This is a genomic window from Pseudomonas sp., from assembly GCF_036404235.1.
GTDB lineage: Bacteria > Pseudomonadota > Gammaproteobacteria > Pseudomonadales > Pseudomonadaceae > Aquipseudomonas.
This window is the reverse complement of record NZ_DASWOT010000157.1, coordinates 1-17,267: the sequence shown is the minus strand read 5'-3', so window position 1 is coordinate 17,267 and position 17,267 is coordinate 1. Positions and strand designations below refer to the sequence as shown.

Annotated in this window: 8 protein-coding genes, 1 tRNA gene and 5 pseudogenes; 3 read left to right on the top strand and 11 right to left on the bottom strand. The window is 57.1% G+C overall.

The window, feature by feature from the left end; all coding sequences use genetic code 11:
- The 5 genes and pseudogenes from VGC62_RS19810 to VGC62_RS19790 all read right to left on the bottom strand — a co-directional run.
- A pseudogene (locus VGC62_RS19810) lies at positions 1-2,050 on the bottom strand (hypothetical protein); the annotation flags it as partial.
- A 13-nt stretch (positions 2,051-2,063) separates the two neighbouring features.
- On the bottom strand, positions 2,064-3,065 hold the full coding sequence (locus VGC62_RS19805) for a hypothetical protein (protein ID WP_331188775.1): 1,002 nt from the start codon (positions 3,063-3,065) through the stop codon (positions 2,064-2,066).
- Between the two features lie 5 nt (positions 3,066-3,070).
- Positions 3,071-4,468, bottom strand: a complete 1,398-nt coding sequence (locus VGC62_RS19800) for a hypothetical protein (RefSeq protein ID WP_331188774.1) — start codon at positions 4,466-4,468, stop codon at positions 3,071-3,073.
- A gap of 25 nt (positions 4,469-4,493) precedes the next feature.
- Positions 4,494-8,852, bottom strand: coding sequence for a DUF6603 domain-containing protein (locus VGC62_RS19795; RefSeq protein ID WP_331188773.1), 4,359 nt, complete (start codon positions 8,850-8,852; stop codon positions 4,494-4,496).
- 9 nt (positions 8,853-8,861) lie between these two features.
- The gene (locus VGC62_RS19790; RefSeq protein ID WP_331188772.1) at positions 8,862-10,343 is read right to left on the bottom strand and encodes a hypothetical protein; all 1,482 of its coding nucleotides are present in this window, start codon (positions 10,341-10,343) and stop codon (positions 8,862-8,864) included.
- A gap of 843 nt (positions 10,344-11,186) precedes the next feature.
- On the opposite strand from VGC62_RS19790, the gene VGC62_RS27790 reads away from it, so the two are divergent.
- Positions 11,187-11,363, top strand: a complete 177-nt coding sequence (locus tag VGC62_RS27790; RefSeq protein WP_414705827.1) for a hypothetical protein — start codon at positions 11,187-11,189, stop codon at positions 11,361-11,363.
- Positions 11,364-11,382: 19 nt separating this feature from the next.
- On the opposite strand, the pseudogene VGC62_RS19780 reads toward VGC62_RS27790, so the two are convergent.
- From VGC62_RS19780 to VGC62_RS19770, 3 pseudogenes are all read right to left on the bottom strand, one after another.
- Positions 11,383-11,980, bottom strand: a pseudogene (locus tag VGC62_RS19780) (transposase); the annotation flags it as partial.
- Positions 11,981-12,248: 268 nt separating this feature from the next.
- Positions 12,249-12,751: pseudogene (locus tag VGC62_RS19775) on the bottom strand (IS110 family transposase); the annotation flags it as partial.
- A 273-nt stretch (positions 12,752-13,024) separates the two neighbouring features.
- Positions 13,025-13,810: pseudogene (locus tag VGC62_RS19770) on the bottom strand (NmrA family NAD(P)-binding protein); the annotation flags it as partial.
- Between VGC62_RS19770 and VGC62_RS19765 the strand changes: the two are divergent.
- Together VGC62_RS19765 and VGC62_RS19760 are read left to right on the top strand one after the other, a co-directional pair.
- Positions 13,810-14,370 (top strand): annotated as a pseudogene (locus VGC62_RS19765) (LysR substrate-binding domain-containing protein); the annotation flags it as partial. The pseudogenes VGC62_RS19770 and VGC62_RS19765 overlap by 1 nt on opposite strands.
- Positions 14,371-14,541: 171 nt before the next feature.
- Positions 14,542-14,895: a hypothetical protein gene (locus VGC62_RS19760; RefSeq protein WP_331188771.1), complete on the top strand. Its 354-nt coding sequence runs from the start codon at positions 14,542-14,544 to the stop codon at positions 14,893-14,895.
- Positions 14,896-14,900: 5 nt separating this feature from the next.
- Here the strand turns inward: VGC62_RS19760 and VGC62_RS19755 are convergent, their stop codons facing one another.
- The 3 genes from VGC62_RS19755 to VGC62_RS19745 all read right to left on the bottom strand — a co-directional run.
- Positions 14,901-15,389 (bottom strand): Arm DNA-binding domain-containing protein, encoded by a 489-nt coding sequence (locus VGC62_RS19755; RefSeq protein WP_331188770.1) that lies wholly within the window; start codon positions 15,387-15,389, stop codon positions 14,901-14,903.
- Between the two features lie 59 nt (positions 15,390-15,448).
- Positions 15,449-15,524 (bottom strand) — tRNA-Asn (locus VGC62_RS19750).
- 110 nt (positions 15,525-15,634) lie between these two features.
- A partial coding sequence (locus VGC62_RS19745) for an ABC transporter ATP-binding protein (protein WP_331188769.1) occupies positions 15,635-17,267 on the bottom strand: 1,633 nt, incomplete at its 5' end.

The following is a 17,267-nucleotide window of genomic DNA, read 5'->3' as shown; positions in this document are numbered from 1 at the left end:
ATTGCACCGGCGCGAACTGCACGCTGTACTGCATAAGGATAGGGAGCCAAGGTGTCCCATTCCAGGCTTCATAGTACCGCGCCGCCGGGGCGGTTCCGGCGAAACTGACATTCACCGGTGTCGCTCCCGCCAGGAAGGCCGTACCGGCAGCGCCGAGTGCGGTGATGGTTCCTGCAAGATTCAGCGTTGCCGGATTGGTGGCTCCGCCCTGTGCGGCGACCGCCACGGCGACGGACGGTTGCAGACCGACAGAGATAAAAAAAGCCTCGGCGACCAGCGCCTGCAAGAGTGCCGCCGGTGCGCAGGATGGCTGTGCGGCAAGTTGAGGGAGCGCGCTTGCGGCAAGCGTCGTGCTGGCGCTGCCCGATACCAATCCTGCCGCCAGCGTGACGGATGTCACAACATCGCCATCGGTGCGACAAGCCAGGGTTCCATCCGCCGAGTCTGCTGTATCAAAACCATAGCGGTCGGTGGGTGTCACATCCGGCCCGGACAGGATGAAAACAGGATCGGCAGGTTGATAGTAACGCGGTGCGCCGATATTGTTGGAGAGTGTCAGGGTGGTAGGCAGTGCTGCGCTCAACGTGGCAGACAATGTGCCCACCTGCGTTTGCAAATTGGTGATTTGCGTCTGCGCGGTGCCAATCGCCGCCACCTCGCCAGTCAGGAACTGCTGTACGTTATAGCTTTTCCCTTGCAATGTTGCAGGAACCAGCGATGAGGCATGTTCGATCATCTGGTACTTGTACCAATCCGTGAACAATTGAAACTGGAGCGACTGGAGTTGGAAGGTCGCGTCATTCAACTGCAACTGTGTCACGTTCAGCTGGTTCAGTTGTTCGGCCAATGCATCGGGGAGCGTGATCTCTCCGCCGCTGGACGAGTCGCCGCTGACGCTGCTTGCTTTCGTGACCTCTTCGCCGTCGGATGAGTCGCCGCTGACGCTGCTTGCTGTCGTGACCGTCCACATAGGCCCGGCGGAGAGGGTCGCGAAACCAGCGGCGTGCACGTCTTCCTCGAACGCGGCTAATGAGTCCACCTGATTGGAACTTCCCGACAGTAAGCCGAACTGCAATGCGTTCAACACCTGCTCGGCCGTATCGTACTGGCCAGGATTACCCTTCTGAAGGATGTTTGCCATCAGCGTGGAGACCGCTTCCCGCGTACTGGCACCGATGGCCACCGTCATTGCGCCGGTCGTTTCGTCCAGATAGGCGGTGGCAGGATTCCAGGGAACCGCGTCCATTATTCCTGCGCATATAGTGGAAGTCGGCGCAGTCTCGCCAGGCACACTCCAGCTGTAAGTTGCCGGTGTCGCGTTGGGCTTTGCCAGCGGGTCGTCGGCTGCGTTGCTGTACCAGCCGGAAACATGGTAGCTGATGGTGCTGCAAGACGGATCGTAATCGGTGAGATCAGACAACGTATCGTAGTAACCAAATACCGTGCTGCAGTTAGGATAGAATGCGGCAAAGGTGAGCTGACCATATCCCAGCACGGTAAAAGGGGTGAGTCGGGATACCGTATTCCCCACCTCGCTCCAGGTCGCAAGGTCGAACGCCTGACCCAGATACGTGAAATTCTGCCCGCCAGTAGGTTGAAGCTGCAACGCCATGTTCGGTTGATTGAGTCCTGTCGGCGCGGTGGGGGTGTCGCTCTGGCGGTCGCTTTCCACTACCCAACTTTTTAGGGTGGTGACAGCCGCCGCGCCGCTTGGCGATGACAAGACGATGCGCGTAACCAGCCAACGATTGGGCGCACTGGGAAAAGAAAACCCGGCAGCCTCAGCATTCCCGGCGGTAAGACCGTCCGGGAGCGCCCAATGCACATGAATACCCTGCTGCAGCGGTATCTGTCCTTCAAAAGGAACCGCGTTCTCCAGGGCGGCAGCACTGGTATACGGCCCGGGATTATGCACTTGACTATTAGCCACCCAAGGCAATCGGGAGAAGTCGGCCAACGGCGCCAAGTTTTCAGCGCTGTTTTGCGTGTCAGGAAACCCCACTGCGAGCACGGCAACATTGATGGGAACGATCAGGTAGGTATCGGTCATTGTTGCAGTACCTTCATAAGGCGAGTTGGAAAGAGACAGCTTGCACACCTTCGACCATTTCCAGCGCGAATTGCGCGGCGGTGAAGCGGGTATCGGCGGGCGGCGGTGTAGTCCACACGCGGTTCGCCATCGACTGTGCGAGGGTATCGATCGGAATAATGGCTGGCGTACCTGTGCCGCGAAGCGTCACCTGGACGTTCATATTATCGATGTAACTGCCGACAATCATCGTTGCATTGCCGTTGGCGTAACGCAGGTCTTTCTGCCAAGCAGGGGATGTACCGTCAACGCCAAAATGCACAGCTTCACTCGGTTCCTGAAGATCCACCCGCGCCACCACTCCTGCGAAGATGCACAGCAGGAGTGAGGGAGCCACCGTCTCCATCCTAACGATTTGCAAAGGGTTGGTACCCGAAATATCGGAAAAACCGTGCGCCTCCAGGCCTGGCCATCCTGCAACCACAGCGGAGCGTAGCAGGAAACCGGACAGCACCTCGGGCGTTTCCGGGGGTCCTACGGCCTGCATGGCGGCGACCGAAGACGGCACGAAAGATGTGCGTGATTTCACCTGTGCCAGCAACGACTGCCGTGAAAGCCCGCTCCGCGCCCGCATCGCAGCACTGCTCAAGAAAGTAGAGCGCGCTTGCGCCGAAGTGGACTGTGATGCGCCCGCGAACCCGATACTGTATGCGCCGTCGAGCAAAGCCTCGATCCAGTTATTATCTATCTGGAAGAAGCGGATAGACTCGGTCGGGAGCATGGCGATGTCGGGTACCAGATAGTTAAAGGGCACCCCTTTCAGCAGGTAAAGCCGCGTGAGCCAATCCGTTACCTGTTCTGCGTCGGTGCCCGGCTGTTGCGTAGCAATGGTATCTGTCAACTGCGCGGCAAGTGCAGCAGGCCAGGCAGCGGGACTTGAAACGACGTTCAATACCGATCCGGTCGACACCCCTTCGCCAACCAGTTGTGCGCGTAGTGCCTCTCGGGTAATGCGTCCATTGAATTGTCTTGCCATCTCAATTACTCCTTGGTGCCGGTAGCGCGCAGGATCGTCGCCGCCGGGCCGGCCAGCCCTTTGATGACCGCCCTGATTCGCGCATGCCGCAGATTCGCCGTAGATGATGTGTCCGCCCCGCCAGAGGCCGTGTCAGATGACGCAATAGGCGGAAGTTCCTGATCAATCACCTGTTGTTCCAGGGCGGCGACCTGCGCCTGTGTTTGGGTAAGTTTCCAGCGGTAGAGCGCGGCGGCGAAGGCACCGTCGTGCAGTGTCAGCAGCCTTCCGAGCTGCCATGCGGATGAATAGCTCACGTCGAACATGCCCTTGGTCGGGTCGTAGCGTTGCAATTGGTCGGCATCGGCCCAGGGTGGACTACTGGTGACCGGGGCGGTGAGCGGCAAAAGTGGGCCACGATACCAGGAAACCGTGGAACTTCCGTCACGCAGCTCATGATTCATCGCCGTATAGCCCATCCCGAACGCGTTCTGCACGGCGCTGTCTGCCGCAGCGTCCCCGGTCGCGTTCGCGCTGTTATAGGGGAGCTGGAGCGCGGGGGGATCCAGACTTACTTGTGTGAGCAGCCCGGCGAAAGTTTGTTTCAAGTCGAGTGCCGAAAATGTCCAGTTCTGCAATGTCACCACCCGCACAGCAGCAGTCGTGTCTGGGATTGCCGTATTCGGCGAGCCATCGTCGGCTGGGAGATAAAGGCCGAAGTCCTCGAACGATACCAGATGCGCGGTGGCGATGTTGCCGGGAACCGGCAAACGGTTGCCAAACACCATGGAATAATCCACTGCAGGTACTGTGTCACCAGCTTTGGCAGTAGGGTCAACGGCCCGGACATGGGCAGTCCAATTCAAGTCAGCCAGCGATGGCGCTATCGCGTTGAACAGCGCGATGGGGATATCGATCACCCTGACCGGATCGGTCGAGTCCTCACCGTCCTCGACCATGCGCTGCGGAAAAAATATCCCTGCCGGTGGCTGACTAAGGTCTGCCAGCGTCACGGTTTTCGGCTTGGGCGGCGGATCGTTTTGGTCGAACAGCAGCACCCCAAGCCAAGTTGCCACGGGTTGCCCCGCAACTGGCGCGGTGTCAGTCGGATTGGGCGAGCGCTGCCAGGGGAGAGTCGGCGTATTGAACACCACATGGGCGAGATTATTGGAGAATTCTCCTTGGTTTCCCATCGGGGGGAAAACGCTGTTCACGTCTGTTGCACCTAGCGAGTAGCGCTCTCCAGCCACATAAAAAGCCTGGCTGGCCTGAAAAGTGTCGACCACCGTGCCACTCACCGATACCTGCTGCGTCACGGTGACAGTGAAATTGCCACTCTTAAGCGGTGGCAGGGCATACTGCAGAAATGCCATATCGGCAGAGGAGTCACCCGCATTGATGTTGTTCGCATGGTTGTCGCTCATTGCCAAAAACCCCGGTTCAAATATTTCACGTAGAAGGAACCTCGCCCAGATTGCGTAGGGTGGGCGGGGCATATAGCAAGTCGGGGGCGTTTTTGGCGAAACTGGATACGCTCACCCCGCTGGCCGTGCTCAGCCCCTGTTTCTGTAGTGCGCTCAGGATATTGATGCGCACGCTAGCGACGGTGGTATCGACCAAGGAGTTCTGCAATTGCGACATGGCGGTTGTCTGGTCAAAGCTGTCGCCATGGGGCACTGTGGCACCGGACCACGCATAGCGGCATAGTGGAGGATCGTCGGCCAGCAACTCCTGAATCGTCACCGGCAGCGTACTCTCGCCGGTCGGAGGGGCAGGGATCAGCGAAATCCCCACCAGCGCATTGGCCACTGTCCCATTGGTTTGCATCTCATTGCCGGTGTTGATCCACATGCCAGCGGGAACGCTACCGAGCACAGCGGTGGCTGCCCAGTCATCGTCATCCAACGCAGTATCTCGGTCAAAAGTGATGGTCAGTGTGGATACCAGCGATCCCGCAACTGCGCCCATTGGCCCCACGCCAAGAGCGGTAGTCCATGCGGTGCCGGTCTGAACGGTAGTTGCAGGTGCAACCGTCACTGCCGTTGATGGCACCATCGTGGCTATCGCAAATTGCAGCTTGCCCGCGCTCACTGACCAGACGGTAGCGCCATTCTGGGTAAAAGTGCTAAGGATCCCCGTCGGTGCGGCGATGGTGATGAGCGAGTTGGTTTGTGTGGGTGCCGCGCCAGCCATCGTCAATACGTTAGATGCGGCTGGCGGTGCCTGCTGCGCGCCCACACGGGCCTTCACCGGTAGCAAGAACGAGTCGCGAAATTCTGGCCACTCGATGTTGCCGCCGCCCGGCGACGAACGAGGCCCGAATCCGAGAGTGAACGAAACGATATACAGAGAAACATTCGCCACGCCGCTAAACGAGGGGCCCCAGAGCGTCAAATCCACCCCCAAATACAGGGTGATGGTGAACGAAGTGATCCATAGATCCACCTTCACCGATACACCGATGCTGATGGAAACATGAATCAGGTAAGTGAACGGCTTGTAGCGGATGAGGAAGTCGGCCTGCGCATCAAACCAGGCTTTGATCCCTCCGCTCTGCCAGGTGGCACTGAGAGAACCACCCGCCATGATCACCGATGGGGTAAGCGCGAAATACAGGCCACCTTTTATCGTCAGATCGCTCGACACCTGCCAGTTCAGGCCCAACTGCGGCACCTGCGGATAATAAAGTGGCGCAATGAAGTAGGGATTGTAGCCGCCCAGCGTGACCACATAATCGCCCGCATACGGGCTGGAACCAAACCAGAGGTAGAAGGCGAACCCGCCGGTGAGCTGCGCCGCGTGGCTAAAGACATACGAAGAAGGTGAGAGCTGGGCATTGACGGCTACTACACCGTTGCTAACCTGTACATCCACCACTACCAGCAAGTCGGCTTCGGCAACCGGATCCTGCGGTTTGTCCACGGTGGATACCGGGATAGTGAGCGTGCTCTCGCCCATCAGCGAGATTTCCACGTTCGTCCCGAAGGAGACCGTGAGCAGCGCGAAGCTCTTCACCATCTCGAACGAGGTAAAGCGCACCCCCGCGGCGAACCAGGTTTCGTTCTGTTGCGGCTGGATATAAGATTCGAGCTGTGCCTTTGTATCGGCGACGTTTAGTGTACCCATAGCCGCTTGCACCAGCGGGTACTGGGCCACATTGGCGATGGTGGGTAGCCGTAGCGAACGGTTATAGCCGAAGCCGCCCGCCAGCCCTGTGACGAAGAAGTATGCGGGGCCTCCCAACGGATAGTTGATGAAGACGAAGGCGAATAGGGACGGTTGCCCATTCACCGTGGTATAAGATCCTGATGCCGTAGCACCGAAGTTACCCAATGTGAGCGCGAGTTCACCGGAGTATTCCACCGGTGAACTTGCAGGTACTTTCTCCAACCCGCCGCCGATGCTGAACGTCGCCGCAGTATATTGAACCTGCAAGCCCGCCAAGCTGAAGGTCGGGAGGGAAACCGGAGTTTGGATCGCCATCTCGACTTCAAGTCCGGTCAGCCCGATGCTCAGGCCCCCCAGGGATATGCCGCCATCGAGGAAAATGGCGACGTTGTCGTCGCCAACGACAGTGAAGCCGATCCGGTTGATTTGCATGGGGCCGAAGGCGCGCTGGATGTCGACCCAGGACACCTGCTGCGCCGGCGCTGCCGTTGTAGGCACGCCGGTGCTCGGTGCGACCGGCGGCCCGGCGGGAGCGGACAGGCCGGCTGACGTCGATGCCGAGTCGGCGTCCATGGGGCCAGCAGCGCCGAAACACAGCGAGAAGGACTTGGTCTCCGAGGCGCCCAACTGCAGGTCCACCGTGAGCGCTAGCCCGCTGCTGACCACGGCGCCCATGATGGCGCTCAGCACGGACGTGCTGGTATAGACGGGCAGGTTGGCGGTGGCTGCGACGATGCGCAGATTTTTCAGGCCAAGCATATGCTCGCCTGCGGGCACCAATTGGCCCACGACGGGTATGCCGGTGAGGTTGAAATCGACATCGAGGCCCACGTCGATGCCGAAGATATAACCCCAGGACCCCATACCGTCGTTTGCCGCCACCAGCGCCGCCTGTCCATAGTTGGCCGAATCGGCCGTAAAGGTCAGCGTCTCGGGACTGAAATCGATGATGAGGACAGCACTCTTGAGGTCAAGGTCGAGATTGGGGGGAATTGGCGGACTTGCGAAGCCCAGGCTCGCGGCCAGCGTGTCGAAACCGAGCGGTTCAGCGCCGTTTGCCCAACTGGCGCTGAGATTGGCGTCCGCGCTTGCCATATCGAGGGTGAGCGCGAAGGACTGTTCGCCAATCACCAGGCCGCCAGCCAATTGAATCCCATTGCCGACCGCCGCGCTTTTTGTGGCCGGTGTGTGGGTCACGTTCACATACAGCAAGGCGCTCAAGGCGGTGCCGAGCACGGGAAATGAGGTTTCCGCGCTGCCCGAAAAGCTGTAGTTCCAAGGGGAGCCGACCGCCGTGCGGGTGGCGGTGACGCCGAAATCGGAGAAGCTGATGCCCGCCAATGCCGACGGCAGGTCGTTGGTCTCGCCCATGACCTCATTAATGAGATCCGGCAATGCGACGAAACCGGCATAGTTGCCGCTGACGCTGGCGATGGTATAGGGCGGTCCATTCAGGCCGACGGTGAAGTCGAAATCGCCCGGGAATATTTTCGGAAGGAACGTGGCCGTGGCGGATATCCATGCTTGCACCAGGGTCGGCGTCAGCGCCTCGATGATGGAGACCTTCAGGCTCAGGTTGTCCAGCACCAGCACGTCATCGGGAATTAGCGTCCACGGCTCTTGCGTCGTGACGGCGAAGCCGATGCTTTGTACGGACGGCGTCGTATCGGTGACCATCGAAAATGATGCCAGCCCGATCGTGGCGAATATCGTGTCGAGTTCGGCCGGAATGTATTGACTGAAGTCGCTGCCGCCAGGTAGGGATTCGATGAGTGCCAGGATGGGCGTGCTCTTGTCTTGCGGCGGCCCGGCGCTGAGCGTGAAGGGCGTGCCGCCTGCAGGTATGGCGATGGAAATGTCGAGAACCTGGTTGAATTCTGAGGTGATAAGCAGTTGCAGGCGCTGCAGCACGAGCGGCGGGACCGCCGGGGTAATGCGGAAAGCGATGGCCGGGGCGCTAAGCGCCAGGGTGTTGGGGGCGGAACCGATGGTGAATGTGCCAGCGCTCAATGAGGCCGTAATGGTTCCTACCGGGAGGCTCTGACCGGCCACTGCCGCAAACGGTCCGTAGAAGTCCACCGGTGCGCTCGGCAATAGGGTGCCCAGCAGCTCACCGAGGATGGGTAAGCTGCCAAGTCCGATTTGGGAGAAAAACCACAGCCCAGGGCTCAGCGTGATGGGCTGTGCATTGGTATAGCCCGGCCACTGGAAGACATTGCGTACCGCTGTCGTGTAGACAAATTGTGGGACCGCAATGCCCGGCCCACTGAAATCGATCAGGTTGAATGGGAAGTTATCCAGGCTAGGGAAGCTCTCATGGAAGGTCCAGGCCGAACCCATCGTCACGTAAATGAGGGCTTCAGTGGCATCGCCAGGCTCGGTGAACTCGACCGTGATGGCGAGGGCGGTTTTCTTGAATAGCGAAACCGTCCCTGCATTGATGGTAAGGGTGCCATTGCTGGGACCGACGACATTGGCGCCGCGCACACCGACGATAGTCAGGTTCTCGCTAGCGCCCAGCGCGAAAGCCGTCCGGAGGGCGCTAACAGCGTCAGCCCCCAGCACGCTGTCGTCCAGGATGATGGTCGAGCCCGCATTGGCGTGGGCGATCAGGGTGCCGGCTAAAGTCGTGAGCGACATGATGGCCCCTTATTGGTCGGTCGCAGTAATGGTCTGCGGCGAAGTAGCGACGATCTTGAACATGCTATTGAGCTGGGATTCGCCCAATAGACCTGCACCACCGGTGTTACGGATAGCCCTGGTGACGATCTGTTCGATCGCGCAGCACGCAGCACGGGCCTCATTAGCGGGGGTCACCGCCAGATGCGCGAAGGGCAAGACGACTGTTTGCACATAAAGGCTTAGCCGGTTGGTCACTTCGGCGGGGTTGATCAATGAAAGATTGGCTGCAATACCGGAAAACTGGGATTCCCATCCCTGGCGTGCAGTGGTGACCCGTTGCGCTGCGGCACCGGAAGCTACGCTAGCAAAGGAATCGTACAATTCTACGGGGACTAATTCCTTGATGATCTTGATACGATCGTACCACTGGTAAGCAATGCCCATGAGATCGAAATAGGCGGCGAGGCTGACGTCCTCTTTGGACGCAATGAAGTTTGCGCTGAAGTTGATATTTTGGGCTTGGAGCAAGGCGATATTCCAGAGCGCTGCCTGCTGGACGAGGCCGGTGTTGAAAACAGGCGGCAGCGGCCGGTTTGTGAGTCCGCTCTGGTCTGCAGGCGTTCCCTGTTGTGCCCAAGCTCGGTTAACGATCCGGCCCTTAGGGAGAGAAAGTCCTTTGAATCCGGCGACGACGGTGGCGGCCGTCATGGCCTCTTCCACCTGCGTCAGCAGATCAGGGAATCCTGGCGTGAGAGCGGCGGGCGCATCCTCAGTGCTTGAGGCGAAGCCGACAACGTTGTCGTCGAATATCCAGGCCTTCGTCCATAGGCCAGGTGCGGGCGGGGCAGGTGCGGGCGCGAGCCTTTGGGCGATCGTCCTCAGGTGCTTGCAGAACTCGATCGCGGCGTAGCGGGTAGCACCAAAACCGGTCAGCATAGGAGGAATCGCCAAGTCGGGGTGATCGAAGGACCATCCGATCACGGTGATTCCGCTGAGACCAAGCGCGACCTTGTACATTAAATATTCGCTCTCATGCACAACGGCATACACGTTGCGTCGCGGTGCGAGGCCGAGCCGCAGGGGCAGATACACGGGAGGCGACGGTGCTGCGTTCGCTGCTGCCAGGAGAGACCGGACGTCGGCAATATTATTGTAGGCCGCTGCGCCGTTGGGCAGAGCCGCGAATGCGGCGGCGGCGCCAGCCTTGATATATTTGGAGCGATTGCTCGATACAACGACAATGGGGGCCAAGTTGGGCACGAGGCCAACGCCTCCGGGTCCGGGCGTGAATTCCCTCGCGGCGACGGCGTCCCAGTCATCGGTGACCAGCGCCAGATTCGCCGGGAAAATACTGGTGGCGGCGAGCAAGCGGATGCGCCCGTTTACCAGGCCGATGCAGGTCGCCGAATTTTCGGCCGGGTCGAGCTCTAGATCTTTCAGAGGACTGTACTTGTTTTGTCCTGCCGCTTGTCCGTAACGTGGATTATTTTTCGTCAGAATCGGTGCCATCAGACAGTCCTTTTCGAAAGGGGTAGATTCACGCCATTATCCCCAACTGGCCACGTTTGCCCGATCGCCAGCACGCATGACAGATAGGTTTGCTCCAACAGCTTAGTGGCAGACACCAGCGGCCTGCCGCCGACGCAAGGTACCGTGCATCGCGATGGCGTGGACGCCTTTGGGCGATGCCAGACATTGGATGATGCAATCTTGGCCAGCTTGGACCGGCGTAGCGTGGTCGGCTCCCTGCGTCCAAGCTGGTGGATTATGTTCTTGGGTGGGGGCACGCTCCAATCAGGCACCGCGGGGACGCGGGTGTTGATGGCAGCCGTCGGCGGGGCGTGGAATGCGAAGCTCTTCATCTTTCCCCACTTATTTTCATGGATCAATTACATGTTGATTAAACACAAGTGTAGGACTAAAAACCTGCGCAGATACACTGCCACCACTATTTAAGAATATTCCCATGGTTATTTTGTAAGATGTGATTTGACGCTGTGGGCGTTGTTGCATGGATGCCAGAGCAATCAGGTAAAGTGGTACCCCTTGACAATCCGTACCGGCCCCTGCCCAACAAACGCAACGAAAAGCGCCGCCGCCACATACCGAAGATGAAATTCTAGGTAACGAATTGGGCGGAGTACGACGCTGGTCTTCGGCGGCGCGGTAGCCTGGCTTTGTGGGTGACAGATGAAGCAACCGCCCGCTGGCAGGTGTCTCCCCGGCCCACCGCAGGTAGTCAATCCTGCTATTCGGACCTGGCGAACGAGACCGGTTTGAAGCACGGCGTGAAAGCCCGGCGCACCGGGAGACCATTGCATCTGACGGTGGATGCCCGACACCGGAATGGTCATGGTATCGACCCTGACCGAAAACGATAAAGGAGATCCTTTGCAGGTCGCTCCGCTGCTCGACCAGGTCGACATCAGGATTGGCAGCGTCACGGTCGGTGGCGCTTATGATGGTGCGCCAACCTACGACATCGCAGCCTCAACGCCAGTCGAGTCAGGCTTCCGCCGCCAGTGCTGAGATTGGGGTGGCGCCCTTGCTGTACCGGTTGCCGGCAACGGGCTGATTTATTCCGGTGCGGACGCTTCAGGCGCAATGACAGCCTCTGATCCCGGTACAGGCGATAGATCCTTTTATAATTATCACACCAGCCCTCGCGCCTGAGCAGGATATGTACCCGCCGATAACCATAATTGACGGGTGTCTCGGCGAGCTCCCGAATGCGCAGGCATAAGGCGCCTGAATCACGTGCGACCGAACGATAACGCACTGAACTGCGGCTGGCCTTGAGCGCACCACATACCTGACGCTGACAGGCTCCATAGCGTGTCTGCAAATCGAGGATCCATTCACGTAACCGCGTCAGCGTCAGATTTTTTTTTGACAGCACATCCGGCAGCATGGCTTTGTCGAGGCTTAAGTCGGCCACCAACTTTTTCAGCCGGGTATTTTCTTCTTCCAGTTACCGTGGGTGCTTCAATTCAGAGTGGGACAGGCCGCCGAATCGTTTTCGCCAGGTGTAAAACGTGGCATCAGCGAATCCCCAGTTTGCGGCAGACCTCCGGTACCGGCGTACCCAGTTCGGCCTGTTTAAGCGCAAACGCGATCTGCTCTTCGGTATAGCGGGACTTTTTCATCGGTATCACCGCCGTTAACGAGATGGTTTTATCATGCCGGATGTCCAGTTCAAGGGGGAGCAGGATTCTGGGGTAGGGTCAGAAAAATGAACATGCGCCGGGAAATATTTTCACGCTAACTTGTTGGATTAAAAGTAAGCGTACGTCCATCGCCGTATTGATAGTTATTCAGCAGGGATTTCGAGGTTCCATGGCAGGAGCTCTTTGATTTTATTGATTGGATGATCCGCTATATTAGCCAGCACATGGCCCAGAGTTGACGCTTACAGCTGTCCCGATGTGAGAACCATTCCAGAGGCTGAGGATAATACTGCTTAAGCGTGTTGATGAGCCGATTCACAAAGCGGCGTTTGTCTTCGACCAGCAGTCGACGCTGCACCACTGATTGTTGAAGTAACCGGATATCAGCATTGTCGGGTTCTATGGCTTTTATCTTTTGGGGGATAGCGTAGGATTAGCTCTAACGCTAACTCAGCATCCTGCGGATCATCCTTCGCGCCGCTGGGCCAGAAGGTTTGCCGATAGCGGGCCAGTGACAAATGGGTACTTCTGGAGAGCATACACCACCGGGCCTTTCTTCAGCTCAAGGGCGATAGCGATCCTGCCTTTCACCTTCTGGCGCAACTCGCTGAGCCAGATATCAAGCGCTTCCGGAGTATGTTCAACCACATGGAATATACGCTCACCGTTTTTAAACTGAACGCAGACATCGTGCTTTTTATCCGCCCAGTCCAGACCAACATAAGCAGCAAACTGATCTATCGCAGTCATAACCAACTCCTTTTCACCGGGTATTGGTATGCATTCCACGCTCTTCGAAAGAAATATAGTCAGCAGTTTGTCTGCATGCTCTGGGTATTCGTTAGCGAACGTGGAGCACTTACTGGCTCGAAAGCAAAGCGGCAATCATCAAATCACATGATTCTGGCACAAAGCAGCCAACTACAACGCCCTAAGGCAGTGATGAGCGAGTTAAAGACGAACAGGCAGTCAGTTCAGGGCGGATATCTGCCTGGCAGTAAACCGCCCCTTGTGCCTGCTGTTTTAGTTCCCTGCTACGGATTCGCGTACGAAGTCTTCATAGGTGCGCAGCGGATGTCCTATGATGGATTCTAACTTCGCGGTCGTTCCTTCTGAGGAGTGCATGCCGAATGTCTGGATACCCGCCATCATCAGACGCATGTCGTATGCCAGCCAGCCCGGAGAGTATGAAGTGAGCTGTCCTTCAAAAGCGGCGACATCATCACCCCCGTAAGTGATTTCATGCCCCAGAACGGAACTCCAGATTTGCGCAACGGATGCTCCGGTAAGCGGCTGTGGCCCGGTCAGTTCAAGCGTTACACTTTCCAGTGCAGAGGTCGCTCTGTCGCGTCGCAGCAGCTCAGCCACGGCAATATCCGCGATATCCCGTGCATCAATCATTGAGACGCCTGCCGATCCGATCGGCATTGGATACACTGAATAACTCTGAATTGTCTGCTGAACCATAAGGTCGTTTTGCATGAAGTAAGCCGGACGTAGAATGGTTGCAGGAATATCAAGGCTTTCTATCATTCGTTCAACCGTATGCTTGCCGGTGAAATGCGGCACGTTAGTGAACTTGTCAGAATTAATGACCGACAGGTACACGATACGTTCGATGCCCGCCTCGCGAGCCAGGTTGAGCGCGATCAAGGCCTGTGTAACCTCGTCGGGCGTGACCGCATTGATCAAAAATAGCGTGCGTACTGATGACAGTGCCGCGCGCATCGAAGCGACATCGGTCAGGTCTGCAACGACTTCCGTAACCCCTGCGGGAAATTCGCGTTTACCCGCCTGGCGTACAAGGGATGGGGCGCATTGGTGCCGAATTCTGTGCGGCCTACCCTGAAATTGAAATTGAAATCGTGGCGGAAGATCGCATGGTGGATCTCGTTGAGGAACAATTTGACGTCGCGATCCGGATCAACCCGAGCCCCGACAGCAATTTAGTTGGACGCTGTTTCGCCAAGGACAGGCTGGTTGTCGTGGCTGCGCCTCAAATAGTCAGGCCACTACAGGGTGCAATCAGGGCAGTACCCGCCATTGTAACGTCTAGTTTCCAGCCCACTCACTGGTCTCTGGATGGAGGCCAACTGATTCTGGAGCCGATCCCAAAGCTGCGTTTCTCTTTGCTACTGATGGTCCGGGATGCGGCTATTGCCGGTGGTGGCGCGGCCCTCATTCCACAGTCCATCGCCTGGAACCAGCTTGCCCGCGGCGATTTAGTTCAGTGGGGCATCGTGTCGGGTCCAGAGCGGACACTCTGGGTATTGCATACCTCCAGGCGGCTTGCTGCGCCAAAGGTTCGCGCATTCGTCGATTTCCTTTGCGCCCGATATCCGGACATGTCTCTGGTTCTCAACGGATAACGCCTCAGTTGCGCTAAGACTATTTTTTATGCTGGGGTATTATCCCCTACCGAACAGTCATAACTTCGCCAAACTTAAATAAGTATCTCTTCAATAATAATTTTCATTATCATTACTGGTGGCCACCATCACATAATAGAAATAAATGATTTCAGTAAAGGAATATGTTGCATGAAAAGAATCCTCTGCGCGGCAGGAATGCTGTGCGCCTCGATCAGCCCCGCTTTCGCGACTACCTACCCGGTAACGATTGACAACTGTGGTTATAAGCTCACTTTCACAAAAGCCCCTGAGCGTGTTGTCGCCCTGGGTCAGAACACCGCCGAAATTCTGCTGCTGTTAGGTTTACAGGATAAAGTCATCGCGAGCGCATTTTGGCCATCGAAAGTCCTGCCGGAACTGGCTGAAAAAAAAGCCAAAGTTAAAACCCTGACGGTAGAAATTCCAACGATCGAGTCCATCCTGGCCCAGAATCCTGATTTTGTTCCTGCACAGTTACCCCTGTTGCTGGGGCGACTCCAATAAGAGGGTCAAAGTGTCTGGATCATTAGGGGGCTAATACAGGCAGCATGGTCCTCTGACCATGTTCTGTTGCTTCTATGCCAGCTCAGTGCCACACACCGGAATGTTTTTTCTGGTGAGGAAATGGCTCTTTCAGCAGAGCGCTGTTGTGCTGGATTGATATTCTGTGCCAGCAATTTACGGATACCATCACGCTGTTGACGAGCATCCGCCAGAGATACATCAGGATAGGCACCTAACCCGAGGCGAGATTCTTTTTTATTGATACGATATTTGAGATACCAGAGACGCGAACCGCTTAGATTAACTAAAAGGTATAGGCCGTGGGAATCGGAAACTTTAAAGGGTTTTACGGATGGTTTTAAATTGCGGATTTTCGTGTCGTTAAGAGACATAGGGGGGTCACTCCATAATCGAACCAACCTGACCCCAAATCTGACCACCAATTTTTCCCGATGCAGAGGGAAAACTGAAAACGCATCGGGAAGATTTTTCACGCTAACTCATTGAATCTGAATCACATAGGGATTCGTAAGGAGGCATGAAAACAAGAAATTGGCTCCTCTGACTGGACTCGAACCAGTGACATACGGATTAACAGTCCGCCGTTCTACCAACTGAACTACAGAGGAATCGCTAAGTGGGTGGCATCATAACGATGGTTTGACGCCATGTCAAAGGGGGATGCGGTTAAAAAAACTGTTTGCTCACAGATTGTGCATCCCCGGCCGGAAATGGCCAGCTAGGCGGCGCCAAACTGCGCCTGGTGCAGGCGGGCGTAGATGCCGTGGCGCAGCAATAGCTCTTTATGACTACCCTGTTCGATAATGCCCTCCTTATCCACCACCACGATGCGATCGGCATGTTGGATCGTCGCCAACCGGTGGGCGATGACCAGCGTGGTACGTCCCTCGGATAGCTCCGCCAGGGATTGCTGGATGGCCTGCTCGGTGGCGGTGTCAAGCGCCGAGGTGGCCTCGTCAAGAATCAGGATGGGCGGATTTTTCAGGAAAATGCGCGCAATGGACAGCCGTTGTTTCTGCCCGCCGGAAAGCTTGACCCCGCGCTCGCCCACCACGGTGTCCAGTCCCTCGGGCAGAGCGCCAATCAGTTCATCCAGTCTTGCCCGCCGCGCCGCTTGCCAGATCTCGTCATCGGTGGCGTCCAGTTTGCCATAGGCAATATTTTCCCGGATCGAGCCGCCGAATAAAAATACGTCCTGCTGCACAATGCCGATATTATTGCGCAGCGAGGACTGCGTCATATCGCGGATATCAATGCCGTCCACGCTGATACTGCCGGCATCCACCTCGTAAAATCTCGGCAGCAGGGAGCATAGTGTGGTTTTCCCCGCGCCCGAGGGGCCGACGAACGCCACGGTTTCGCCGGCGTTGATGGTCAAATTCAAATGCTCAAAAATCGGCCGGTCGGCGCGATAACCAAAGCGCACGTCGTAATAACGGATGTTACCCAGCAATCCCGCTACCGTCCTGGCCGCTGGACGGTCAACAATATCGGGCTCGGTATCCATTAACGAGGCGAAACGTTTGAAGCCGGCGACGCCTTTGGGATAGCTCTCCAATACCGCCGAGATTTTAGCCACCGGGCGAAAAAACACCTCCACCAACAGGAGGAAACCAACAAAACCCCCATAGCTGAGATCGCCGTTGATCACATACCAGGTTCCGGCAATCATCACGATCAGCTGAACCAGGCGGGTACTGAGGTAACTTAGCGTTATGCTGGTGGTCATGATCCGATAAGCCCGCAGCTTGGTGGTGCGGTACTGATGGTTGTCATGGGCGAATAACGCCTCTTCCCGCGCCTCATTGGCGAAGGCTTTTACCACGCGGATACCGCCGATGCTCTGCTCGATACGGGCATTGAAATTACCGACCTGCCGGAACAGCTTGCGCCAGGTGTCGGTCATCTGCGAGCCCTGGCGGCTGACCAGCCAGGTCATGGAGGGCACAATGACAATGGTCAGCATGGCCAGCGGAACGTGCACCGTGGCCATCAGAATAAAGGCTCCGATAAAGGTCATCAGGGCAATAAACAGGTCTTCCGGGCCATGGTGGGCAATTTCGCCCACTTCCTCCAGATCCTTGGTGACATGGGCGATGATATGGCCGGTTTGAGTATTATCGTAGTAGCGAAACGAGAGCTTTTGCAGGTGGCTGAACGCTTCGCGCCGCATATCGGTTTCAATGCCCACCCCTAGCGCATGTCCCCAGTAGTTCACTATCGCCATCAATCCGGTATTGAGCAGATAGATCGCCAGCAGGCCCGCGGCGGCGGCGATGATAAGCACCCAATCGTGGGCGGGCAGCAGCTTGTCGATAAAGAGTTTCACCGCCATGGGAAAGCTCAGTTCC

Bases quoted from the DNA above. Each gene is read 5' to 3' on its own strand.
- VGC62_RS19790 (WP_331188772.1), bottom strand. From the start codon at position 10,343: ATGGCACCGATTCTGACGAAAAATAATCCACGTTACGGACAAGCGGCA.
- VGC62_RS19800 (WP_331188774.1), bottom strand. From the start codon at position 4,468: ATGAGCGACAACCATGCGAACAACATCAATGCGGGTGACTCCTCTGCC.
- VGC62_RS19795 (WP_331188773.1), bottom strand. From the start codon at position 8,852: ATGTCGCTCACGACTTTAGCCGGCACCCTGATCGCCCACGCCAATGCG.
- VGC62_RS19805 (WP_331188775.1), bottom strand. From the start codon at position 3,065: ATGGCAAGACAATTCAATGGACGCATTACCCGAGAGGCACTACGCGCA.
- VGC62_RS27790 (WP_414705827.1), top strand. From the start codon at position 11,187: ATGGTATCGACCCTGACCGAAAACGATAAAGGAGATCCTTTGCAGGTC.
- VGC62_RS19760 (WP_331188771.1), top strand. From the start codon at position 14,542: ATGAAAAGAATCCTCTGCGCGGCAGGAATGCTGTGCGCCTCGATCAGC.